21 protein-coding genes are annotated in these 22016 nt (G+C 73.1%); 7 read left to right on the top strand and 14 right to left on the bottom strand.

The features are described 5' to 3' along the window. Positions 1-136 precede the first annotated feature (136 nt). Positions 137-523 carry an STAS domain-containing protein gene (locus tag HK417_RS05170; protein WP_222264081.1) on the top strand — a complete coding sequence of 129 codons (387 nt, stop codon included), beginning with the start codon at positions 137-139 and terminating at the stop codon, positions 521-523. 80 nt (positions 524-603) lie between these two features. Here HK417_RS05170 and HK417_RS05165 read toward each other — a convergent pair whose 3' ends face one another. Further along, entirely contained in the window at positions 604-1611 is a 1008-nt protein-coding gene (locus tag HK417_RS05165; RefSeq protein ID WP_308123387.1) for a DNA topoisomerase IB, read from the bottom strand. Positions 1612-1883: 272 nt separating this feature from the next. Between HK417_RS05165 and HK417_RS05160 the strand changes: the two genes are divergently transcribed. Both HK417_RS05160 and HK417_RS05155 read left to right on the top strand, forming a co-directional pair. Further along, positions 1884-2396, top strand: coding sequence for an ATP-binding protein (locus tag HK417_RS05160; protein WP_222264079.1), 513 nt, complete (start codon positions 1884-1886; stop codon positions 2394-2396). Continuing rightward, on the top strand, positions 2393-3421 hold the full coding sequence (locus tag HK417_RS05155) for an RNA polymerase sigma factor SigF (protein ID WP_222264077.1): 1029 nt from the start codon (positions 2393-2395) through the stop codon (positions 3419-3421). Before HK417_RS05160 ends, HK417_RS05155 begins: the two co-directional genes overlap by 4 nt. 96 nt (positions 3422-3517) lie before the next feature. Here the strand turns inward: HK417_RS05155 and HK417_RS05150 are convergent, their stop codons facing one another. Continuing rightward, the gene (locus HK417_RS05150) at positions 3518-4720 is read right to left on the bottom strand and encodes an SPFH domain-containing protein (protein WP_222264075.1); all 1203 of its coding nucleotides are present in this window, start codon (positions 4718-4720) and stop codon (positions 3518-3520) included. Positions 4721-4819: 99 nt separating this feature from the next. Beyond that, positions 4820-5251 carry an NfeD family protein gene (locus HK417_RS05145; RefSeq protein ID WP_222264073.1) on the bottom strand — a complete coding sequence of 144 codons (432 nt, stop codon included), beginning with the start codon at positions 5249-5251 and terminating at the stop codon, positions 4820-4822. A gap of 116 nt (positions 5252-5367) precedes the next feature. Here HK417_RS05145 and HK417_RS05140 point away from each other — a divergent pair, with 116 nt between their 5' ends. After that, positions 5368-6108, top strand: coding sequence for a hypothetical protein (locus HK417_RS05140; protein ID WP_222264071.1), 741 nt, complete (start codon positions 5368-5370; stop codon positions 6106-6108). Positions 6109-6147: 39 nt separating this feature from the next. Beyond that, positions 6148-6633, top strand: coding sequence for a hypothetical protein (locus HK417_RS05135; protein WP_222264069.1), 486 nt, complete (start codon positions 6148-6150; stop codon positions 6631-6633). 54 nt (positions 6634-6687) lie between these two features. On the opposite strand, the gene HK417_RS05130 is transcribed toward HK417_RS05135, so the two are convergent. The 8 genes from HK417_RS05130 to uraD all read right to left on the bottom strand — a co-directional run bounded on the left by HK417_RS05130 (position 6688) and on the right by uraD (position 17627). Continuing rightward, positions 6688-7893 (bottom strand): ferrochelatase, encoded by a 1206-nt coding sequence (locus tag HK417_RS05130; RefSeq protein WP_308123386.1) that lies wholly within the window; start codon positions 7891-7893, stop codon positions 6688-6690. After that, the gene (fabI, locus tag HK417_RS05125) at positions 7890-8669 is read right to left on the bottom strand and encodes an enoyl-ACP reductase FabI (protein WP_261325943.1); all 780 of its coding nucleotides are present in this window, start codon (positions 8667-8669) and stop codon (positions 7890-7892) included. The genes HK417_RS05130 and fabI overlap by 4 nt, the downstream gene beginning before the upstream one ends. Before the next feature lie 2 nt (positions 8670-8671). Then, positions 8672-9376: a beta-ketoacyl-ACP reductase gene (fabG, locus tag HK417_RS05120; protein ID WP_222264066.1), complete on the bottom strand. Its 705-nt coding sequence runs from the start codon at positions 9374-9376 to the stop codon at positions 8672-8674. Between the two features lie 93 nt (positions 9377-9469). Continuing rightward, complete coding sequence (locus tag HK417_RS05115; protein ID WP_222264065.1) at positions 9470-10810, bottom strand: guanine deaminase; 1341 nt, start codon at positions 10808-10810, stop codon at positions 9470-9472. Further along, the gene (gene xdhC / locus HK417_RS05110) at positions 10807-11643 is read right to left on the bottom strand and encodes a xanthine dehydrogenase accessory protein XdhC (RefSeq protein WP_222264063.1); all 837 of its coding nucleotides are present in this window, start codon (positions 11641-11643) and stop codon (positions 10807-10809) included. Before xdhC ends, HK417_RS05115 begins: the two co-directional genes overlap by 4 nt. 10 nt (positions 11644-11653) lie before the next feature. Next, complete coding sequence (xdhB, locus tag HK417_RS05105) at positions 11654-14098, bottom strand: xanthine dehydrogenase molybdopterin binding subunit (protein WP_222264061.1); 2445 nt, start codon at positions 14096-14098, stop codon at positions 11654-11656. Continuing rightward, entirely contained in the window at positions 14095-15600 is a 1506-nt protein-coding gene (locus tag HK417_RS05100; RefSeq protein WP_222264059.1) for a xanthine dehydrogenase small subunit, read from the bottom strand. The genes xdhB and HK417_RS05100 overlap by 4 nt, the downstream gene beginning before the upstream one ends. Positions 15601-15689: 89 nt before the next feature. Continuing rightward, positions 15690-17627 carry a 2-oxo-4-hydroxy-4-carboxy-5-ureidoimidazoline decarboxylase gene (gene uraD / locus HK417_RS05095; protein ID WP_222264057.1) on the bottom strand — a complete coding sequence of 646 codons (1938 nt, stop codon included), beginning with the start codon at positions 17625-17627 and terminating at the stop codon, positions 15690-15692. Positions 17628-17832: 205 nt separating this feature from the next. Here uraD and HK417_RS05090 point away from each other — a divergent pair, with 205 nt between their 5' ends. Together HK417_RS05090 and HK417_RS05085 are read left to right on the top strand one after the other, a co-directional pair. After that, positions 17833-18075, top strand: a complete 243-nt coding sequence (locus HK417_RS05090) for a thiamine-binding protein (protein WP_222264055.1) — start codon at positions 17833-17835, stop codon at positions 18073-18075. A gap of 4 nt (positions 18076-18079) precedes the next feature. Then, complete coding sequence (locus HK417_RS05085; RefSeq protein WP_222264053.1) at positions 18080-18481, top strand: helix-turn-helix domain-containing protein; 402 nt, start codon at positions 18080-18082, stop codon at positions 18479-18481. Between the two features lie 53 nt (positions 18482-18534). Here HK417_RS05085 and HK417_RS05080 read toward each other — a convergent pair whose 3' ends face one another. The 3 genes from HK417_RS05080 to HK417_RS05070 form a co-directional block, all read right to left on the bottom strand. Then, the gene (locus HK417_RS05080) at positions 18535-19575 is read right to left on the bottom strand and encodes a zinc-dependent dehydrogenase (RefSeq protein WP_222264051.1); all 1041 of its coding nucleotides are present in this window, start codon (positions 19573-19575) and stop codon (positions 18535-18537) included. Between the two features lie 56 nt (positions 19576-19631). Next, complete coding sequence (locus HK417_RS05075; protein ID WP_222264049.1) at positions 19632-20069, bottom strand: PTS sugar transporter subunit IIA; 438 nt, start codon at positions 20067-20069, stop codon at positions 19632-19634. A gap of 71 nt (positions 20070-20140) precedes the next feature. Beyond that, positions 20141-21628, bottom strand: coding sequence for a PTS mannitol transporter subunit IICB (locus HK417_RS05070; protein ID WP_222264047.1), 1488 nt, complete (start codon positions 21626-21628; stop codon positions 20141-20143). Positions 21629-22016 lie beyond the last annotated feature (388 nt).

The raw sequence follows: 22016 nt of genomic DNA, 5'->3' as shown, positions 1-22016 counted from the left end.
GGATCCCCCGGGGTCAGGCGTGTCCGGAACACCCCGCGGTGTCCCGGGCCGCGTGGGGACCGGACGGTGCGCCGACGTACTCTGTCCGGGCGAACGCGTGCCCGACGTGCACCGCCGCTGAGAGGAGCTGCAGTCCGTGACCTCATCCGACTCACCCGCCGAAGGCGTGTCGACCGCGGCTGACTCGAACGAAGCGCCCTTCGACGACGTGATCACGCTGTCGACGTCCACTGACGGCGACGGCACGGTCACCGTGACGGTCGTGGGCGAGGTCGACACCTTCACCGCCCCCGTCCTGCGCGCCTCCTTGGACACGCAGCTCGAGCAGCAGCCCAAGGCCCTGGTCATCGACCTGTGCGGCGTCCAGTTCCTCGGCTCGGCCGGCCTGGCCGTGCTCGTGGAGACCCAGAAGTCGGCGCGCTCCCGCGACGTCGCGCTGCGGCTGGTGGCCAACACCCGCGCCGTGACGCGTCCGCTGGAGGTCACCGGCCTGATCGACCTGTTCACGATCGCCGACCGGTAAGAGGACCCAGCTGCCCCGTGCAGCGGTGCCACGCACGACGACGGCGCCCCGCTCCTCCCGGAGCGGGGCGCCGTCGTCGTTCAGGCGCTGAGCAGGCTGCAGACGCCGGCCTCGAGCGTGCGCTGGGCGGTCCGGTCGTCGGGCGCCTCGGCTGCCTCGGCCAGGGCGTCGGCGATCGTCTCGCCCTGCTCGTACCGGTCGACGACCCGCGGGTCGACGTAGCTGGCCTTGCACACCGCCGGGGTGTTGCCCAGCTGCTCGGAGACCTTCACGTAGGCCTGCCGCACCACCTTCTTCCGCCCCGTCTTGCTGCGCGGGGGCGGCTCCTCGGCCAGCGTGGCGGCCATCATCACCGTCGCCGTCCAGGTGCGGAAGTCCTTTGCGGTGATCTCCGCGCCGCTGATCTCCTTCAGGTAGGCGTTGATCTCGTCGCTGGTCACGTCGTGCCAGCTGCCGTCCTCCAGGTGGTAGCCCAGCAACTCCTCCCCGAGGCCGGCGGGGCGCTTGAGCAGCTCCCGGACCACCACCGCCGTCGGCTTGTCGATCAGCTCGAGCTCACGCTCGATCCCGCCCTTGGCGGTGTAGTGGAAGAAGACCCGCTCACCGCGCACCTCGACGTGCTCCCGGCGCAGCGTGGCCAGCCCGAAGGTGCCGTTGTCCTCCGCGTACTGCTCGCTGCCCACCCGGAACGCACCCAGGTCCAGCAGCCGCACGCCGCAGGCCAGCACCCGCTCCCGGTTCAGGCCGCGGCTGTTCAGCGCGTCGAGGACGGCGTCGCGGACGTCGGGCAGCTGGTGGGAGATCTCCAGCACCCGCTCGTGCTTGGCGGCGTCCCGCTTGATCCGCCACTGATCGTGGTAGCGGTACTGCCGCCGGCCGGCCGCGTCAGTGCCCAGCGCCTGGATGTGGCCGTTCGACCAGGGGCAGATCCACACGTCCTTCCAGGCCGGCGGGATCGCGAGCGCGCGGATCCGGTCCAGCCGCTCGTCCCTGATCAGCGCGCCGGTCTCGTCGCGGTAGGCCCAGCCCCGTCCGACGCGACGCCGCGTCCAGCCCGGGGCGTTCACGTCGCTGCGCCGCAGTCTCACGGGCACTCAGATGGGCACGCCCGGCCCGCGCCAAACGCAACGTGGTCGGTCCCACCCCTACCGGTGACATCAGGGTTTGATCGGACCACCCACCGGGCACCAATGACATTCGGTCGGTCTACCGTCGGGAGTTGCCGGGTCCGTCCCGGGCACCAGCCCACGAGAGCGACCGTTCGTCGCTCGCGCTCCGCGCCGGAGCCGCGGGCGGGTGCGCTGACAGACGCCGCGCTCCCGTCCGGGGGCGCGGGGGACGACGAAGGAGCAGACGACGCATGGTCGACACGAAGGGCGCCGGCCCCACGGGTGAGCGGCGGTCCGAACGGCTGGAGCTGCGGGTGCCCACCTCCCGCACGCAGCTGCCCGCCGTCCGCGCGATGGCCGGTGACCTGGCGATGCGCATGGACTTCGACCTGGACGCCGTCGAGGACCTGCGCCTGGCCGTGGACGAGGCCTGCGCCACGCTCGCCGCGGTCGCGCTCGCGGGCAGCCCGCTGACGGTCGTCTACGAGGTCAGCCGCGACGGCCTCCGGATCGATGCCTGGGTGCCCACCCAGCAGGACGTGGACGTGCCCCGGGACGGCTTCGGGTGGGCGGTCCTGCACACCCTGGTCGACACCGTGGAGGCGGGGCCGAGCAGCCAGGCGACGGTCCCGGCAGGCGACGGCAGCCCCTCCCCGGTCGCCTGCATCGCCCTGGTCAAGCAGCTGCGCCGTTGGACCTCCGCCGCCGTCGTCGACGTGCTGACCGAGGACTCCGGGCACGACGGCGTCTCGGTCGCACGGTGACCCGGTCGGCTGCCACTGATCAGCCGGCCAGCGGCGACACCGACGTGCTCGGCCCGGCTCCCGCCGCACGGCCCCGGCCGCCGGCGGACGACGAGACCCCGCTCGCCGAGGACCCCGGCGAACCGGACGGCGCGGTCGACGCCGTCACCGACGAGGACACCGACGAGCACAGCGGGGAGACCGCCGGGATGACGACGGACCCTGCGGAGGTGGTGCCGGCGGCGGCGCCCACCACGGACGGCGTGGACACCCCGCCGGTCTCGGAGAACCGCAGTCGCGCCGAGCGCACGGCCCCGCTGTTCGCCGAGCTGGCCACGCTGGAGAAGGACGACCCGCGCCGCGAGCGGCTGCGCGAGATTCTGGTCGAGGAGCACCTGCCCCTGGTCCGGCACTTCGCCCGCCGGTTCAGCAACCGGGGGGAGCCCTTCGACGACCTGCTGCAAGTCGGCACGCTCGGCCTGATCGCCGCGATCGACCGGTTCGACCCGACCCGCGGCGTGGAGTTCCTCTCCTTCGCGGTGCCCACCATCACCGGGGAGATCAAGCGGCACTTCCGCGACCAGGGCTGGTCGGTGCGCGTGCCCCGGCGACTGCAGGAGCTGCACCTGTCGCTGAACGCCGCGGTCAGCGAGCTGTCGCAGAAGAACGGGCACGCCCCGACGCCCTCGGAGCTCGCCGAGCACCTGGGCATCCCCCGCGCCGAGGTACTCGAGGGCCTCGCGGTGGCCAACGCCTACCGCAGCAGCTCGCTGGACGAGCGGCTGTCCGGCGAGGAGGACTCCCCCACCCTGGCGGCGACGCTGGGCGAGGAGGACGCCGCGCTGGAGGGCGTGGAGTACCGGGAGTCGCTGCAGCCGCTGCTGGCCACCATCCCGGCCCGCGAGCGCCGCATCCTCATCCTGCGGTTCTTCGGCAACATGACTCAGTCGCAGATCGCCGCGGACATCGGCATCTCGCAGATGCACGTGTCCCGGCTGCTGTCCCAGACGCTGGCCAAGCTCCGCGAGGGCCTGCTCAAGGATTAAGGACCTCGCTTCCCCCACCCTTCGCGAGCTCAGGGTGGGTCCCTGAAGCGAGGCCGGACGACGTGCCGGCTCCCGCGGGAGCCGGCCGTCGCTCGGCTACGGCTGGTCCGGGGCTCCCCGCTCGATCTGCGGCGGGGTGCTGCGGACCTCCTCGGTCGCCTGGGACAGCGACGGCGGGGTGGGCATCGGCGCCGACGGGAGACCCGGCTCCACGCCGATGCTGGACAGGTCGATCTTCGCCTCGGGCTGCTCGGCGGCGGGCGGGAGCTGCGACTCGAACCAGCCGGTGGTGTCCAGGGACTGGGCCGGCGCTGCTCCGTTGCCACCGTCGCCGGAGCCGACGTCCAGCCACGACCGGCTCTCGCCCTCCGCGGCACCCAGCCGGGACAGCCCCTCCAGCGCCTTGCTGAACTCGCTGGGCACGATCCACATCTTGTTCGCGTCGCCCTGCGCGATCTTGGGCAGGGTCTGCAGGTACTGGTAGGCCAGCAGCCCCTGGTCGGGCTTGCCGTCGTGGATCGCCTGGAAGACCGTCTCGATCGACTTCGCCTGGCCCTGCGCCTGCAGGAACAGCGCTGCCCGCTCACCCTCGGCACGCAGGATTCGGCTCTGCCGTTCGGCCTCGGCCTCGAGGATCGCGGCCTGCTTGCGGCCCTCGGCCGCCAGGATCTGCGACGCCTTCTGGCCCTCGGCGGTGGTGATCGCCGACTGCCGCTGGCCCTCGGCGGTGAGGATGACCGCGCGCTTGTCGCGGTCGGCGCGCATCTGCTTCTCCATCGAGTCCTGGATGGACGGCGGCGGGTCGATCGCCTTGATCTCCACCCGGGCCACCCGCAGGCCCCACGGCCCGGTGGTGCCGTCGAGCACCTCACGCAGCTGCGAGTTGATGCCGTCGCGGCCGGTCAACGCGCCCTCGAGGTTCAGCCCGCCGACGACGTTGCGCAGCGTCGTGGTGGTCAGCTGCTCCATGCCGGTGATGTAGTTGGCGATCCCGTACACCGCCAGCCGGGGGTCGGTGACCTGGAAGTAGACGACCGTGTCGATGCCGACCTGGAGGTTGTCGGCGGTGATCACCGGCTGCGGCGGGAACGAGATGACCTGCTCACGCAGGTCGATGGTGGCCCGGACCCGGTCGACGAACGGCACCAGCAGCGCCAGCCCCGGGGAGAGGGTGCGGCTGTACCGGCCCAGCCGCTCGACGACCTTCGCCTGCGCCTGCGGGACGATGGTGACGCTCTTCGCCAGGACGACGATCACGAGCAACGCGACCACGATCAGGGCGATCACTGCGGGTTCCACGGGGCTGCGCTCCGTTCATCGGTGGTGCGGGAGCTCGATCTTGCTCCCCGCCGCGGACGCCGTCATCCACTGGGGACGCGGCGTCACCCGATCGCGACGTCAGATGTCGCCGACGTAGGCGATTGGTCCCTCGATCTGCACGATCCGGACCTCCGCGCCCACCTCGTGGACCTCGCCGTCGAGGAGGGTCCGCGCCGACCACTCGTCGTGGCCCATCCGCACGTGCCCGGACTCGTTGTCCACCCGCTCGCTGACCACGGCGGTCTTCCCCACCAGGGCGGCTACCCCGTCGAGCTGCTCCTCGGTGCGCTCGAGCAGGTGCCGCTTGGCGATCGGCCGGACCACCGCGAGCAGGGCGGCGGAGACGACGACGAAGGCGATCAGCTGCAGCACCACGGGCCCGCCGACCAGTGCCACCGTCATCCCGCCGAGCGCGCCGCCGGCGAACATGAGCAGGACCAGGTCGAGGCTGGCCACTTCCCCGCCCGCGAAGACACCGGCGGCGATCAACCAGAGCAACCAGGCGGGCACACCGCGAAGTCTGGCACGCCCGGGCCTCCCCGCCGTGGGTCCGGCGAACGCGCACGTCCGGGCCCGCCGTCGTCCGGCCCGGCGTCGTCCGGCCCGGCGTCGTAGCCTCGACGACCGTGCACGATCTCGCCGCCGGCCGTCTCGCCGTCTGGGCCACCGCCTGGCTCACCGGCCGCACCTCCTACGACGACGCACTCGACGCGCTCGTCGACGACACCGCCCACCGGGTCGTGGGGTTGCCGGGCACCGACGGCGCCGTGCCCCTGGGCTGGGCGCTGAGCGCGCTGCGCCGGGCCGGTGAGCAGCGGCTGCGCCTGGTGCTGCCCGCGCCCGGCGACATCCGCGGGCTGCCTCCGGTGCCGGGGCTCGCCGCGCTCGCCCTGGAGTCCGGTCAGGCGGCCGTGGGTGCGCACCTGGCGCTGGTGCCCGAGCAGCTGGGGCCGGAGGCGGTGTCGTGGACGGCGTTCCCCCTCCGGGACGCCCCGCCGGCCGCTCCCCCGGTGGAGGACACGCTGCGCCGGGTGTCCGGCGCCCTGGACCTGGCGGTCGGCGACGCGGCCCGCACGCTGGCCTCCCTGGACCTGGCCCGCTGGCACCCGGAGGTGCCCGGCCTGCTGGCCGGGCTGGCCCGCCGGACACCGGCACCCGGCCTGCCGGCCGACCACGACCCCCTGGCGCTGTCGGTGCTCGGCCGGGCGCAACGGCTGGCGCAGGTGCTCGACCTGGCGATGGCCGACGCCCCCGGGGCGGCGGTCACCACCGCCCAGGCGGCGGCCCGGGACGACGCCCTGCGCCCGCTGGCCACCGCGGTCCGGGAGGCCGCGATGGCCGCCTACAACTGGGTCCCCCGGGCCTGACCCGCGCTCGCTCGCGATCCCGACCCGGGGGGTGGCCCGATGACCGCAGCCGACCCGACGATCGCCGCCGTCACGGCAGCCGTCGAGGCGGGGCGTGCGGGCGACCGCCCAGGCGCTCGGGACCGGCTGGTGGAGCTGTGGCAGCAGGCGGGCGTCGCGGGCGACCCGCTGCACCGCGTGACGATCGCCCACTTCCTCGCCGACCTGCAGGACGACGTCCGCGAGGAGCTGGCCTGGGACGAGCGGGCGCTGGCCGCCGTCACCGAGCTGACCGACGAGCGCACCGCCCGGTTCGACCCCGGCATGCAGGTGCGCGGGTTCCTGCCCTCGCTGCAGCTGAGCGTGGCCGACTGCCACCGCCGGCTCGGCGACCCGGCCGCGGCGCGGCGACACGTGGCCGAGGCAGAGGCAGAGGTCCACGTGCTGGCCGACGACGACTACGGCCGGCTGGTCCGCGCCGCGCTGACGCAGATCCGGAACGCGCTGGACGCGGGCTCCACCGAGCCGCTGCAGGCCGCTCCCTAGGCAGGACGGCTCGCGTCGGGGTGAGCTGGTCGGACGAGCGTCAGGAGGCGGGCGTCAGTTCCCGGCAGGGCGCGCCGGGCGTCTCACGAAGCAGCAGGAGGCGGGGCAGTTGGTGCCCAGGCGCGGCTCCCCGCCGGAGCGGCGCTCCTGCAGCACCTCCCGCAGGCCTGCCACGAACGCCGGGTGGGTGCCCGCCGTGGCCGCCCGCGCGAAGGCCAGCCCGAGCTCGCCCGCCGTCTCCTCGGCCTCGTTGTCGAGGTCCCAGATCACCTCGAGGTGGTCGCTGATGAAGCCGATCGGGAAGAGGACGACGGCCCGCTCCCCCGACTCGGCCAGCGCCCGCAGGTGGTCGTTGACGTCGGGCTCCAGCCACGGCACCGAGGGCGGCCCGCTGCGGCTCTGCCACACCAGGTCGAACTCCCGCCCGGGAGCGGCCGCGTCGACGACGAGCTGGGCGGCGCGCTGCAGCTCCGCCTCGTAGGCGTGCCCCTGCGGCCCGGCGACGTCGGCCATCGCGTTCGGGATGCTGTGCGCGGTGGCGACCAGCCGGGCGGTGCCCCGGAGATCGCCGGGCAACTCGTCGAGGGCGGCGGCGAGGGCGTCGGCGTTGGCCCGGACGAACCCCGGCTGGTCGAAGTAGTGCGGCAGCTTCTCGGCGGTCGGCCCGGCCGGCGCGGTGGGGTCGGACTCCAGCGCGACCCGCGCCCGGGCGACGTCCTCGTGGTACTGCCGGCAGCCGGAGAAGGACGCGTAAGCCGAGGTGGCGAGCACGTAGGCGTGCTCGACGCCGTCCTCGGCCATCTGCCGCCAGACGTCCTCGACGTAGGGCGCCCAGTTCCGGTTGCCCCAGTAGACCGGCAGGTCGAGGCCGGCGTCGCCCAGCTCGCCGCGCAGCGCCTCGACCAGCGCCCGGTTCTGATCGTTGATCGGGCTCACCCCGCCGAAGTGGAGGTAGTGCTCCGCGACCGCCGCCAGCCGCTCCCGCGGGATGCCGCGGCCGCGGGTCACGTTCTCCAGGAACGGCATCACGTCCTCGGGGCCCTCGGGCCCGCCGAAGCCGAGCACCAGCAGGGCGTCGCGGCGGCCGGGCGGTGCGGGCGCGACCGCCGGCGGGACCCCGCCGTTGTTGCGCACGGCGAGCGAGGGCTCCTGGTCGGGCTCCTGCCCGGGCGGGGTGAGGGAGACGCCGTCCGGCAGGGGGTGCGCCGGGCGGGCCCGGGAGGCCCGGTCCGGCGTCGAGGTGGTGCTCGTGGTGCTCACACTCCTACTGCGTGGAATCCACCGTCGACGTGGACGATCTCGCCGGTGGTGGCCGGGAACCAGTCCGACAGCAGCGCGGCGACGGCCTTGCCGGCCGGCTCGGTGTCGGTGACCGACCAGCCCAGCGGTGCGCGCTGCTCCCAGGCCTCCTCGAACTGGTTGCTGCCCGGGATCGACTTCATCGCCATGGTGCGCAGCGGGCCGGCGGCGACCAGGTTGACCCGGACGCCCTCCGGGCCCAGCTCCCGGGCCAGGTAGCGAGAGGTCGACTCCAGCGCGGCCTTCGCCGCGCCCATCCAGCCGTACACCGGCCAGGCGACGGTCGCGTCGAAGGTCAGGCCGACCACCGAGGCGGTCTCGCCGAACAGTGGCCGGCAGGCCTGGGTGAGGGAGGCCAGCGACCAGGTGGACACCTGGAAGGCGGTGGCCGCGTGCTCCCACGCGACCTCGGGGAACCCCTCGCCCATCGCCTCCTGCGGCGCGAAGCCGATGGAGTGCACGACCCCGTCCAGGCGTGCCTCGTCGCCGCCCAGGTGCTCGCGCAGCCGGTCGGCCAGCGTGGCGAGGTGCTCGGTGTTGGTGACGTCGAGCTCCACGACCGGCGCCTCCTGCGGCAGCCGCTTGGCGATCCGCTGGCAGAGCGAGAAGGCCCGGCCGAAGTTGGACAGCACGACGGTCGCGCCCTGCTCCTGCGCGATCCGGGCGGCCGAGAACGCGATCGACGCCTCGGTCAGCACGCCGGCGATCAGGATCTTCTTGCCCTCGAGGATTCCCATGCTCAGTGACCCATCCCCAGTCCGCCGTCGACCGGGACGACCGCCCCGGTGATGTAGCCCGCCTGCTCGCCCGCCAGGAAGCGGACGACACCCGCGATCTCCTCCGGCTGCGCGTACCGCGCCAGAGGGACCTGGCCGAGGATCTCCTGCTGCCGCTTCTCCGGCAGCTCGGCCGTCATGTCGGTGGCCACGAAGCCCGGGGCCACCACGTTCGCGGTGATGTTGCGGCTGCCCAGCTCGCGGGCGATCGAGCGGGCGAGCCCGACCAGCCCGGACTTGCTGGCCGCGTAGTTGACCTGGCCCGCCGAGCCGAGCAGGCCGACCACCGAGCTGATGAAGATCATCCGGCCGGCCCGGGCGCGGACCATCTTCGGCGCGGCCCGCTTGGCCACCCGGTAGGCGGCGGTGAGGTTGGCGTCGATGACCTCGGTGAAGGCGTCCTCGCCCATCCGCAGCAGCAGCCCGTCCCGGGTGATGCCGGCGTTGCTGACCAGCACCTCGACCGGCCCCTGGTGCTCCTCGACCTCGGTGAACGCCCGGTCGACGGCGGCGGTGTCGGTGACGTCGCACTGCACGCCGAACAGGCCCTCGGGGACGCCGCTGCCGCGGTGGGTCACCGCGACCGAGTCGCCCTGCTCGGCGAAGGCCCGGGCGATGGCCAGCCCGATCCCCCGGTTGCCGCCGGTCACCAGCACGGACCTGCCCACTGCCCCACCCCATCGCCGCCGCCTGCGTTGCGTCGAGGTGAACCTAATGGGTGGTCGCCCGTCACACCTGGCCGAGGGCCGGTCCCGGCCGCCCTACCGGCGCGGGTTCGGGACGACGGCCTCGCGCGGCACCGACCCCGCGTAGCGGTGCTCGGTCGGGATCGGCCGGCCGTCGATCCACACCGAGTCGACGTCGGCCGGGGAGGCCAGCGCGAACGCCCGGGCCAGCGCGTCCTCCGGGCCGGAGGCGGTGCGCAGCGCGACGTCCAGCGTGCAGCCCGGGCGGGGCCGCAGCCACACCGCGTCGAACCGCTTGCCGACCCCCAGGTCGCCCACCTGGTCGGCCAGGCCGAGGGCGTCGGCGCCGGCTGACGTGGCCAGGTGCAGCAGGTGGGCAGGGGTGAGCCGCTGCCCGTCGGCGCCCAGCAGCTGCTGCAGGAAGTAGGCCTGCAGGGCCTCCTTGAGCAGCGAGAACCCGGTGCCGGCGCCGACGTCGGAGCCCAGCGCCACCCGGACGCCGGCGTCCACGTGCCGCTTGAGCGAGAAGATGCCGCTGCCCAGCGCGGCGTTGCTGGTCGGGCAGTGCGCGATGCTGGCCCCCCGACGGCACAGCAGTTGCAGCTCGTCGTCCGTGGGGTGGACGTTGTGCGCCAGCACGCTGTTGCGTCCGATCAGGCCGTGCCGGTCGTAGGTGTCGACGTAGACGCTGCCCTCGAAGAGCTCCGCGACGGTGGCGATCTCCAGCGCGTTCTCGTTGACGTGGGAGGTGAACCAGGCGCCGGGGACGTCGCGCAGCAGCGACCCGCAGGCGTCCAGCAGCGCGTCGCCGCACGACAGCGAGAACCGCGGGGTGACGGCGTAGCGGGCGCGGCCCACCCCGTGCCACCGGCGGGCCAGCGCCAGCCCCTCCTCGTAGGCCCGCTCCGGGGTGGTCAGCAGGTCCGCGCGCAGCAGCCGGTCGCTGACCACGAGCCCGCCGGTCACCCGCAGGCCGACCCGGGCGGCCTCGGTGAACAGCGCGTCGACCGCGGGGGCGAAGTGCGCACCGAACACCAGCGCCGTCGTCGTCCCGGCCTGGGCCAGGCCGCTGACGAAGTCGGCGGCCACCGCCTGCGCGTACGGCTGGTCGGCGAGCCGGGCCTCCTCGGGGAGCGCGCACTGCTCCAGCCAGTCCAGCAGCGGCATGCCCAGCCCACCCATCGCCCGGACCTGCGGGAAGTGCACGTGGGTGTCGACGAACCCGGGCAGCAGCAGGCCCCCGGTCAGGTCGACGACGTCCTCCTCGGCGTGCCGGGCGCGCAGCTCGGCGAAGCCGCCGCGCTCGACGATCTCGCCCGCCCGGACGAGCAGCCCGCCGTCGGCCTCCACCCGGAGCACCCCGCCGGTGAACGGGTCGTCGGGGGTGTCGACGACAGTCCCGCGGAACAGCGTCACGACCGGACCTCCCTGCTCGCCCGCGCGGGAGCGTGCTCGGCCTCGAACGTCTGGATCAGGGCCGCCGCGACGCTCACCGCGATCGTCGAGGGATCCTTGCCGGCCAGGCCGGGCAGCCCGATCGGCGTCCTGATCCGGGCGATGTCCTCCGGGGTGTGCCCCTCGGCGGCGAGCTTCGCCCGGAAGCGCGCCCACTTCCCCGCCGACCCGATGAGGCCGATGGAGCCCAGCTGCGGCGTGCGCAGCGCGGCGTCGCACAGGGCCGCGTCCTCGGCGTGGTCGTGGGTCATGATCAGCACGTGCGCCCCCGGGGGCAGCTCGGCGAGGACCAGCTCGGGCAGCACCGGGACGTGGTGCACGTGCACCCGGGCCTGCGCGTCGTCCAGCACCGCCAGCCGCTCCGGGGTGAGCTGCTCGGGCCGGGAGTCGACCAGGTGCAGGTCCAGGTCGCGCCGGGCCAGGATGCGGGCGAGCTCCAGCCCCACGTGCCCGACCCCGAAGATGCCGACGGCGGGGGCCACCGGCAGCGGTTCGAGCAGCACGGTGACGTCTCCGCCGCAGCACTGGACGCCGTGCTGGTAGGGCGCCTTGTCCGACAGCGCCAGGGACAGCAGCTCCGGCCGCGCGGCGTCCTCCGCCAGGAGCGCCCGCGCCCGCTCGACCGCGACGGCCTCGAGGTTCCCGCCCCCGACGGTCCCCCAGGTCCGCTCCGCGCCGACCACCATCTTCGCGCCGGCCTCCCGCGGGGCGTGGCCGCGCACGGTCGCGACGGTGACCAGCACCCCGCGTTCCCGCGTGGACCGCAGCAGCTCGACGGCCTTCAGCCAGTCCATGCCGACCTCCTCACGTCTGGGTCAGCACGTGCTGGACGCGCTCGGAGTAGGGCCGCATCGCCGGGGCGTCGGCCCCCGGCTGGGCGGGGCGGACGCCGGGGGAGCCCTCGGCGACGTGCCCGCCCTCGGTGCCGCGCGCCCGCTGGATGGCCCAGAAGACGGCCTCCGGCGTCGCCGGGGAGGCGAGGTCCACGCCCGTGCCGGCCGGCCCGAACGCGGCCGCGGCCTGGCGCAGCGCCTCGCGGACCGAGAACGCCAGCATCAGCGGCGGCTCGCCGACCGCCTTCGAGCCGTAGACGGCGCCCTCCTCGGTGGCGTTGGTCAGCAGCGTGACGTTGAAGACCTCGGGCATCTCGGAGAAGCTGGGCAGCTTGTAGGTGCTGGCCGCCGCGGTGGCCAGCCGGCCGCGGGTGACGCCCTGCCCCTCGTCCCAGCGCAGGTCCTCGAGGGTCAGCCAGCCGACGCCCTGCACGAAGCCGCCCTCGATCTGGCCGATGTCGACCAGCGGCGAGAGCGTGTCCCCGACGTCGTGCACGATGTCGACCCGCCGGACGTGGTACGCGCCGGTGTAGCCGTCGACCTCGACCTCGGCCGCCGCGACGCCGTAGGCGAAGTACTTGAACGGCTCCCCGCGCATGGTCGAGGAGTCCCAGTGCAGCCCCTCGGTGCGGTAGAAGCCGGCCGCCCAGAGCTGGACGCGCTGGAAGTAGGCGAGTTTCACGAGCTCGTCCCAGGGCACCGGCTCGCTGGCGAAGGCGATGCCGCGCGCCTGGCCGTCCGCGAACCGCACGTCCGCCGGGGCGACGCCGAGCCGCTCCGCGGCGACCTGCGCCAGGCGCTCGCGGATCTGCTCGCAGGCGTTCTTGATGGCGGCGCCGTTGAGGTCGGCGCCCGAGCTCGCCGCCGTCGCGGAGGTGTTGGGGACCTTGTCGGTGCGGGTCGGGGCCAGCCGGACCCGCTCGAGCGGGACGCCGAGGGTGGTCGCGGCGACCTGCAGCATCTTGGTGTGCAGCCCCTGGCCCATCTCGGTGCCGCCGTGGTTGATCAGCACCGACCCGTCCTTGTACACGTGGACGAGGGCGCCACCCTGGTTGAACGCCGTCAGGTTGAACGAGATCCCGAACTTCACCGGGGTGATCGCCAGGCCGCGCTTGGTGTCCGCGTGCGCGTCGTTGAAGGCGGCGACCTCCTGCGTGCGGGCGGCGAAGTCGCTGGAGTCGAGGACCTGCCGCCAGGCGACGGCGAGCCGCTCGGGGTGCCGGACGGGCTGCCCGTAGGGCGTGGTCTGGCCGGCCGTGTAGAGGTTGCGGGAGCGCAGCGTGGCGGCGTCCTGACCGAGCAGCGGCGCGCAGCGGCCCAGGACGTCCTCGATCACCAGCATCCCCTGGGGGCCACCGAACCCCCGGAAGGCGGTCTGGGAGGTCTTGTTGGTCTTGGCGATCCGGCCGTTCACCCGGACGTTCGGGATCCAGTACGCGTTGTCGATGTGGCACAGCGCCCGGGCCAGCACCGGCTCGGACAGGTCGAGGCTCCAGCCGCCGTCGGAGGTGAGGGTCGCGTCCAGCGCCTGGAGGCGGCCGTCGTCGTCGAAGCCGACCCGCCAGCGGGCGTGGAACCCGTGCCGCTTGCCGGTCATCGAGATGTCCTGGGACCGGTTCAGCCGCAGCCGGACCGGCCGGCCGGTCAGCGTGGCGCCCAGGGCGGCGATCGCGGCCAGGCCGTGCGGCTGCATCTCCTTGCCGCCGAACCCGCCGCCCATCCGCAGGCACTGCACCGTGACCTCGGAGTTGGTCAGGCCCAGGACGTGGGCGACGATCTCCTGCGTCTCCGACGGGTGCTGGGTGCTGCTCTGCACGAAGACCTGGCCGTTCTCGTCGACGAGCGCGAGCGCGCAGTGGGTCTCCAGGTAGAAGTGCTCCTGGCCGGCGAACTCGAACTCGCCGCTGAAGACGTGCGCCGAGCCGTCGAGGCCCGCCTCGACGTCACCCCGCTCCAGGGTCGGCTGCCCGCCCTGGAAGCTCCCCGCGTCGATGGCCTCCCGGACGGTGATCAGCGAGGGCAGCGGCTCGAGGTCCACCTCGACCGCCGCGGCGCCGAGCCGAGCGGCCTCGAGGGTCTCGCCGAGCACCCAGCACACCGCGTGGCCGTAGAACATGACCTCGTCGGGGAACAGCGGCTCGTCGTGCTTCACGCCGGCGTCGTTGACCCCGGGGACGTCCGCCGCGGTGAGCACCCGGACCACACCGGGCACCTGGAGGGCCGGCTCGGTGCGCAGCCCGGTGATCCGCGCGTGCGCGCGCAGCGCCTGCACCGGGTGGGCGTGCAGCACGTCCTTGGTCCGGTACGCCAGGTCGTCGGTGTAGAGCGCCTCGCCCGTGACGTGCAGCGCGGCGCTCTCGTGCGGAACGGCCGTGCCGACGACGGGGTTGATCGGTCGCTCGGAGAGCGCGCTCATGCTCCCACCTCCTGGGGGGCCCGGTTGCGGGCGTGGAACTTGATCAGAGCTTGGCCCAGCATGGCCGCGCGGTAGGCGGCACTGGCCCGGTGGTCGTCCAGCGGCGTCCCCTCGGTGGCCATCACCCGGGCCGCCTCGAGGACGGTCTCGTCGTCCCAGGGACGACCGGTCAGCGCCTCCTCGGTGGCCCGGGCGCGCACCGGCGTCGCGGCGACGCCGCCCAGGCCGATCAGCGCCCGGCGCACGACGCCGTCCTCGACGTCCAGCCCGAAGCCGACGGCGACGCTGGAGATGTCGTCGAACCGGCGCTTGGCAATCTTGTGGAAGCCGACCAGGCCGGGTTGCGGCAGCGGGATGCGCACGGCGCGGATCAGCTCACCGGTCCGCCGCACGCTCGTCCGGTACCCGGTGAAGTACTCGGCGAGCAGCACCTCGCGCTCCCCGGCCGCGGAGGCGAGGACCACCGACGCGTCGAGGGCGAGCAGGGCGGGCGGGGCGTCCCCGATGGGCGAGCCGGTGCCGAGGTTCCCGCCGAACGTGGCGCCGTTGCGGATCAGGCGCGAGGCGAACTGCGGGAACAGCTCGCTGAGCAGCGGGACCCGCCCCTGCACCAGCTCCTCGACCTCGGTCAGGGTCAGCGCCGCCCCGATCTCGATGACGTCGGACCCGGCGTCGAAGGTGCGCAGCTCCGGGAGCCGGTCGATGGCGACGACGAGCGCGGCGCGGGCCGCCCGCAGGTTGACGTCGACGCCCCAGTCTGTCGAGCCGGCCAGGAGCAGGGCCTCGGGCTGCTCGGCGAGCAGGTCCAGGGTCTCCGCGAGGCTGGTCGGCCGGACGAACTCGGCTCCGCCGCCGGCCAGCCGGGTGCCGGGCACCGCGGGCGGCGGCTGGTCGCGCCGGGCGGCCAGCACGTCGTCGGCGGCTGGCTGGCCCAGGGCGTAGGCCGCGTCCCGGATGGGGCGGTAGCCGGTGCACCGGCACAGGTTCCCGCTCAGCGCGTGCAGGTCGAAGCCGTTCGGGCCGTGCAGGTGGTCCGGGTGGGCCCCGTCGGACGGTGCGGACCCGTCGGGGGACGGCGCGGACCCGTCCGGGGACGGCGCGGGCTCCCGCAGCGCGGCGCGGTCGGGCCGGTAGTACTCCGCGGCCATGCTGCACACGAACCCGGGGGTGCAGTACCCGCACTGCGACCCGCCGCGGACGGCCATCTCCCGCTGCACGGGGTGCAGCGCCCGGGAGGTGCCCAGCCCCTCGGCCGTGACGAGCTCCTGGCCATCGAGGGCGGCGATCGGCACCAGGCAGGCGTTGAGCGCCGTCCACTGCGTCGGGCTGGTCAGCCCGGGGCGGGCCACGAGGACCGAGCACGCGCCGCACTCCCCCTCGGCGCAGCCCTCCTTGCACCCGAGCAGGCCGCAGCTGCGCAGCCAGTCGAGCGCCGTGGTGTGCGGGGCCACCCCGTCGAGGGGCAGCACCCGTCCGTTCACGGTGACCGTGGGCGACTGCATCTGTGTTGCTCCTGTCCGTCGTCGGGGTCGGTCGGCCGCTGCGCCGGGCAGCGGCCGACCGACGGGAGGATGCCGGGGCACCCGGGGTGTCAGAGCGCCGTCGACCCGTACCGCTGGGTGCGCGCGCTGTGGATCGGGTTGGCTCCGGCGACCAGGTCGTCGAACCGGTGGCCGGCGATCTTGGCGATCTCGATGAGCGCGGCCGCGTGCTCCTGGGTGGCCGAGTTCTGCAGCCGGGCGTGGCCCTGGGCCAGGATGCGCTCCCGGCTCGGGGTGTCCCGGACGCAGACGATCAGCGGGAACCCGAACTTCTCCCGGTACTCCGTGGTCAGCTCGCGCAGCGCCTCGTGGTCCTCGTCGCTGAGCTGCGTCAGGCCCGCGGTGCGCTGGTCCAGAGCGGACTGCTCGCCGGCCGTCCCGTCGGCCACCGCGTCACCCCCCAGCGCCGGATACGCGTTCATGAGCGCACGCTGTTCCTCCGGGCTGGTGGCGAACAGCGCCTCCTGCAGCGCCGTGCGCAGCGCGGTGCTGTCAGGGAAGGGTCGCTGCGTGTAGGCATTCTGGACGACGGACGTCGGCCCCTGGAAGAGCTTGCCGAACGTGGCGGTGAACTCCTCGAGGCTCATCGCGTTGACGTCCTCCAGCCGGATCTGCCCCCGGCCCGGCGCCCCGCTCAGCGCGGCACCGCGGCTCCGCCCCACGTGGTGGAAGACGGCGTTGAGGCCGATGGCGGTGATGCTGCCCAGAGTGATGCCGCTGCCGAAGATGATCTGGGCCCACGCGGGCACCGCGTCGACCACTCCGGGCTGGGCGGTGACCAGCATGGCCAGGCCCAGGCTGGTGGCGACGATGACCACGTTGCGGTGGTCGTTGAAGTCGACCCGGGACAGCGTCTGGATGCCGACGACGGCCACCGTGGCGAACATGGCCAGCGCGGCGCCACCGAGCACCGGGTGCGGGATGCCGGCCACCACGGCGCCGGCCTTGGGGACCAGGCCGACCAGGATCATGAACCCGCCGGCCGCGGCGACCACCCAGCGACTGCGCACCTGGGTGAGCCGGACCAGGCCGACGTTCTCCGCGAAGCAGGTGTACGGGAAGGAGTTGAAGACGCCGCCGATCGTGGTGGCCAGACCGTCGGCCCGCAGCGCGGCCGCGATGTCCTTGCGCCCGATCCGCTTGTCGACGATCTCGCCGGTGGCGAAGACGTCGCCGGTGGTCTCCACCGCGGTGATCAGCATGACCACGATCATCGAGATGATCGCCGCGACGCTGAACTTGGGCCAGCCGAAGTAGAACGGCGTCGTCACCCCGACCCACGAGGAGTCCGCGACGGCGCTGAACGTGGCGTCGCCCAGCGCCCAGGCCGTCAGCGTGCCGACGACCAGGCCGAGCAGGACGGCGACGGTCGCCAGGAACCCGCGGAAGAACCGCTGGATCAACACGATCAGGGCCAGCGTCCCCACCGCGTAGGCGAGGTTGCGCGCGTTGCCCGGCTCGGGGTGCGCCGCGCCACCGACCGCGTCGGCCGCGGCGACCGGCAGCAGGGCGAGGCCGATGATGGTGATGACCGAGCCCGTGACCACCGGCGGGAAGAAGCGGATCAGCCGGCTGAAGTACGGCGCGATGAGGAAGGTGAACAGGCCGGCGACGATCACCGCGCCGTAGATCACCAGCAGCCCGTCGGTGCCGCCGCCGGCGGCCAGGCCGATGGCGATCATCGGCGAGACGGCGGTGAAGGTGACGCCCTGCAGCAGCGGCAGCTTGACGCCGATCTTCCAGAAGCCGACCGACTGGATGATCGAGGCGATGCCGCAGGTGAACAGGTCGGCGTTGATCAGGTGGATCAGTTCGCGATCGGAGAGCCCGATGGCCCCGGCGAGCAGGATCGGCACGACGACCGCGCCGGCGTAGAAGGCCAGCAGGTGCTGCACCCCGTAGAGGGCCAGCATGCCGGCGGGTGGGACCTCGTCGACGGGGTGCTTGCGGCGCACGCGCGGTGCCCGCAGGGGTGCTGCCTGGGACATGGCATTCCTCGTTGAGCCAGTCGGGACGGCTTCCGCCATACGGAAGGGATTTTCCGTATGGCAAGGCTAGAGTGAGCCACGTCACACGTCAACAGTTTGTTGATGCATAGCGGAGGACAACCGTCCGCACGCCTCGGTCGCGAGCGCTCCCCCGTCCGGGGCACCGCCGGTGCCCGGCATCGCGGGTAGGGCCTAACCTGCCGCCATGCGGTTGGTAGCGGAGTTCACCACCGAGCCGTTCGTCGGCGAGGGCGACACACCGGCGCACGCCACGGAGGCCCTGCACGTCGTCGAGGAGGCCGGACTGCGGTGCGACTTCGGACCACTGGGGACGTCGATCACCGGCGAGGACGACGCCCTGCTGCCGGTCCTGGAGCGCGTGCTGGCCACGGCGCTGACGCACGGCGCCACGCGCGTCTCCCTGCAGGTCGAGCGCGTTGACGGCTGATCCAGTGGCCCGACCCGACCGGGTGGACGCCGCCCACCCCCTGCTCGTCGCCCTCGCGCCGCTGCTCGACCGGGTCGGGGCGGAGCTCGTCGCCGCGGACCGGCTCGCGCCGTCCGACGTCCCCCTGGTGTGGGAGGGCGAGACCGTCGCCGGGGTCCGGCTCCCCGACCAGCCCGCGGAGAGCCCCAGCGAGGCGGTGGGCGACCTGGGCCGACTGCTGGAGGACCTCGCCACCGAGCTCGGCGCACCGCTGCGCGACCTGCCCCGCCCGCAGAAGCAGCGCGCGGTGCGCCTGCTGGAGGAGCGCGGCGCCTTCACCTACCGCAAGTCGGCGGAGACGGTCGCGGAGGCGCTCAACGTCAGCCGGTTCACCGTCTACAACTACCTGAACCGCAACCGCGGCTGACGGCGGTACCGGGCGGGTCGGCCTGCGACGACCCGCCCGGCCGGCCGGGGAGATCAGGGCTCGACGGTGACCTTGATGGCCTCGCCCTTGGCCACGATGTCGAAGGCCTCAAGGGCCCGGTCGAGGGGCAACCGCGCGGTGATCAGGTCCTTGACCGGGACCTTGCCGGTCGAGATGTACTCCAGCGCGCGCTTGTTGTGCTCCGGCGCGGACCCGTTCGCGCCCATGATCATGAGCTCCCGGTAGTGCACCAGGTTCGAGTCGCACTGGATGAACGGGTTGGTCTTCGGCAGCCCGCCGAAGAAGGATATCCGCCCGCGGCGGGCCGCCATCCGGATTGCCTGCTCCTGGGCGACGTTCGCCGCCGTGGCGGTGATGATCACGTCGGCGCCGCGCCCGTCGGTGAGCTCCTTGACGCGCTCCACGACGTCGACCTCGCTGCCGTTGATCACCTCGTCGGGCTTCACCGCGTCGGCCGACATCTTCAGCCGCTCGGCGTTGACGTCGATGAGGAACACCCGGCGGGCGCCGTTAGCGCGGGCGAGCCGGATGTGGATGCAGCCGATCGGCCCGGCGCCGAAGACGACGACGGTGTCCCCCTCGCCCACCGAGATCAGCTCCTGCGCGTTGATGGCGCAGGCGAACGGCTCGGCCACCGACGCCTCGTCGAACCCGATGTTGTCCGGGATCCGGTTGAGCCCGTCGACCTTGAGCACCTGGCGCGGCACGATCAAGTACTCGGCGAAGCCGCCCTCGTACTGGTACCCCACCGACGTCTGGTTCTCGCAGACCGCCATCCAGCCGCGGCGGCACTCGTAGCACTCCCCGCAGGGCACGGCCGCGATCACCTGCGCGCGGTCACCCACCGACCAGCCGCTGACGTCCGCGCCGACCTCCACCACCTCGCCGGCAACCTCGTGTCCCATGATCCGGGGCGGGCTGATGTTCTGGTGGCCGTTGTTGAAGATCTTGACGTCGGTGCCGCAGGTGGAGCAGTTGCGCACCCGCAGCTTCACCTCGTCCGGACCACAGGTGGGCTCGGGCACGTCCTCGATCCGGACGTCCTTCGGCGCGTAGAAGCGCAGGACCTTCATGAGCTGGTGTTCCTCCTCCTCCCCGGGCCCGGCCCGGGGACCTCGTGGGCGTGGGCTCAGTCCTCGTTGACGTCGTGGAGCAGCTGGTAGAGCTCCTCGGCCGACCCGGCGGCCAGCAGCTTGTCGACCTCGTCGGTGTCGGAGAAGACGATCGCGATCTTGCCGAGGATCTCGAGGTGGCCGTTCTCCACGCCGGCGACGCCGACCGCGAACCGCACCTCGTTGCCGTCCCAGTCGATCGGTTGGTCGTACCGCACGACCGACAGTGCCGAGCGGAGGATGGCGTCCTTGGCCTCGTTCGTGCCGTGCGGGATGGCCAGCGAGTTGCCCATGTAGGTGGACACCGACTTCTCCCGCTCGAACATCGCGTCCACGTAGGCGGGGCTGACGGCGCCGGCGTCGACGAGGAGCTGCCCGGCCTCGCGGATCGCCTCGTCCTTGCTGCGGGCGGTGCCCGGGACCCTGATCTGGGACAGGGTGAGGATGTCGCTCATGGAACTCCCTGGGTGAGTGGAACGGTGGACGGCCGGCACCGGACCCGCCGGTGCCGGCCGACCGGGCCGGGTCAGTGCGTGGACCCGGCACCCTGCGTGTTGGTCGTCTTGAGCTGCTCGACGATGGCGTCGTACTGCGGGCTGTTCATGAAGTTGTCGACCGACACGTGCTGCGCCGACGGGGACATCGACTTCGCCCGGTCCGTGAGGTCCTGGTGCGTCACGATCAGGTCGACGTCGTTGGTCAGGTTGGCGATCGCCACGTTCTTGACGTCGACATCGGTGAACCCGGCCTTCTTGATCTTGTTGCGGAGAACCGAGGCGCCCATCGCGCTGGACCCCATGCCGGCGTCGCAGGCGAAGACGATCCGCTGCACCGGCTTGGCGGCGGCGCCGTGGTGGTGCACCCCGGCGGCTTCGAGCTGGTCCTCCTCCGCCTCCTCGGTCGCGGAGAGGACGCCGGAGACCGAGCTCCGCTTGCCCTTCATGGCCTCCATCTCGGCCGTCGCCTCCGCGAGGTCGCCGCCCTTCTTGCGGCTGAGCTTCAGCAGCAGCGAGCAGACCACGAACGACGTGGCGGCCGCGAGGAGCACCGAGAGGATCACCCCGATGAAGCTGCCACTGGGGGTCTGTGCGAGCACCGCGATGATCGAGCCGGGCGCGGCCGGAGCCCGCAGGCCCGCGTCGAACACGGCCAGGGTGCCGATGCCGACCATGCCGCCGGCGATCGTGCCGAGCAGCAGGACCGGCTTCATCAGCACGTACGGGAAGTAGATCTCGTGGATCCCGCCGAAGAAGTGGATGATCGCGGCCGCCGGGGCGGTGCTGCGGGCCATCCCGCTGCCGAACAGCATGTAGGCGAGGAGCACGCCGAGGCCGGGACCGGGGTTGGCCTCGAGCAGGAACAGGATCGACTTGCCCGTCTCCGCGGACTGCTGGACGCCGAGCGGGGTCAGCACGCCGTGGTTGATGGCGTTGTTGAGGAACAGCACCTTCGCCGGCTCGATGATGATGCTCGCCAGCGGCAGCACGCTGTGGTCGACCAGCCAGTTCACGCCGTTGCCGAGCACCGTGGAGATGGCCTCGACGACCGGGCCGAAGGCGAAGAAGCCGACGACGGCCAGCGCGGCGGAGGCGATGCCGGCGGAGAAGTTGTTCACCAGCATCTCGAAGCCGGGCTTGATCTTCCCGTCCCACAGCTTGTCCAGCTGCTTCATCACCCAGGCGGCCAGCGGCGCCATGATCAGCGCGCCGAGGAACATCGGCTGGTCGGTGCTGACGATCACCCCCATGGTCGCCACCACCGCGACCACGGCGCCGCGGACGCCGTAGACCATCCGGCCGCCCTGCGCCGCGATGAGCAGCGGGAGCATGTAGCGGATCATCGGGCCGACCAGGCCGACGTTGGGCTCGCCGTCGGCGTTGGTGCCGAACCCGCCCAGCCCGGCGACCGGGGTCCAGCCCGACTCGATGAAGAACGCCGTGATGAACCCCCACGCGATGAACGCGGCGATGTTCGGCATGATCATCCCGGACAGGAAGGTGCCGAACTTCTGCACCCTGACCCTGGCTCCGGTCTGCCCCGCAGGTGCTGCAGCTGTGGACGCGCTCACTGGCTTTCCTCTCACTGACACGGACGGCAACCGGATCACCTGCTGCCCGGCAGGACGTGGGGTCCGGGACGACGCGGGCGACCGCGGGGACGACGCCGAGCGCGGGAGCCCCCGATCGAGGGACCCAGCGCCCGTGGCGTGACCAGCGTCACGTTCGGCGCTACTCTTGTCAAGACGTTCCCATGCGAATCAACACGAACACACGCCTTCGCAACAGAGCCGGGCGCATGTGGCCGGAGGAGGAGGGTCCGCTGTATCCGGAAGAACGCCAGCAGGCCATCGCGATGCTGGTCACCCAGCGCGGGCGCCTCAGCGTAGCCGCGGTCGCCGAGCA

It is taken from the genome of Modestobacter marinus, assembly GCF_019799945.1.
In the GTDB taxonomy this organism is placed as follows: domain Bacteria; phylum Actinomycetota; class Actinomycetes; order Mycobacteriales; family Geodermatophilaceae; genus Modestobacter; species Modestobacter marinus_B.
Note: the sequence above shows the minus strand (reverse complement) of the source record. Positions and strands in the feature narration are given on the sequence as shown.

Coding starts and splice junctions, on each gene's coding strand:
- xdhC (WP_222264063.1), bottom strand. CDS start 11,643: ATGGACTGGCTGAAGGCCGTCGAGCTGCTGCGGTCCACGCGGGAACGC.
- xdhB (WP_222264061.1), bottom strand. CDS start 14,098: ATGAGCGCGCTCTCCGAGCGACCGATCAACCCCGTCGTCGGCACGGCC.
- HK417_RS05135 (WP_222264069.1), top strand. CDS start 6,148: ATGACCGCAGCCGACCCGACGATCGCCGCCGTCACGGCAGCCGTCGAG.
- HK417_RS05075 (WP_222264049.1), bottom strand. CDS start 20,069: ATGAGCGACATCCTCACCCTGTCCCAGATCAGGGTCCCGGGCACCGCC.
- HK417_RS05090 (WP_222264055.1), top strand. CDS start 17,833: ATGCGGTTGGTAGCGGAGTTCACCACCGAGCCGTTCGTCGGCGAGGGC.
- fabI (WP_261325943.1), bottom strand. CDS start 8,669: ATGGGAATCCTCGAGGGCAAGAAGATCCTGATCGCCGGCGTGCTGACC.
- uraD (WP_222264057.1), bottom strand. CDS start 17,627: ATGTCCCAGGCAGCACCCCTGCGGGCACCGCGCGTGCGCCGCAAGCAC.
- HK417_RS05160 (WP_222264079.1), top strand. CDS start 1,884: ATGGTCGACACGAAGGGCGCCGGCCCCACGGGTGAGCGGCGGTCCGAA.
- HK417_RS05100 (WP_222264059.1), bottom strand. CDS start 15,600: ATGCAGTCGCCCACGGTCACCGTGAACGGACGGGTGCTGCCCCTCGAC.
- HK417_RS05080 (WP_222264051.1), bottom strand. CDS start 19,575: ATGAAGGTCCTGCGCTTCTACGCGCCGAAGGACGTCCGGATCGAGGAC.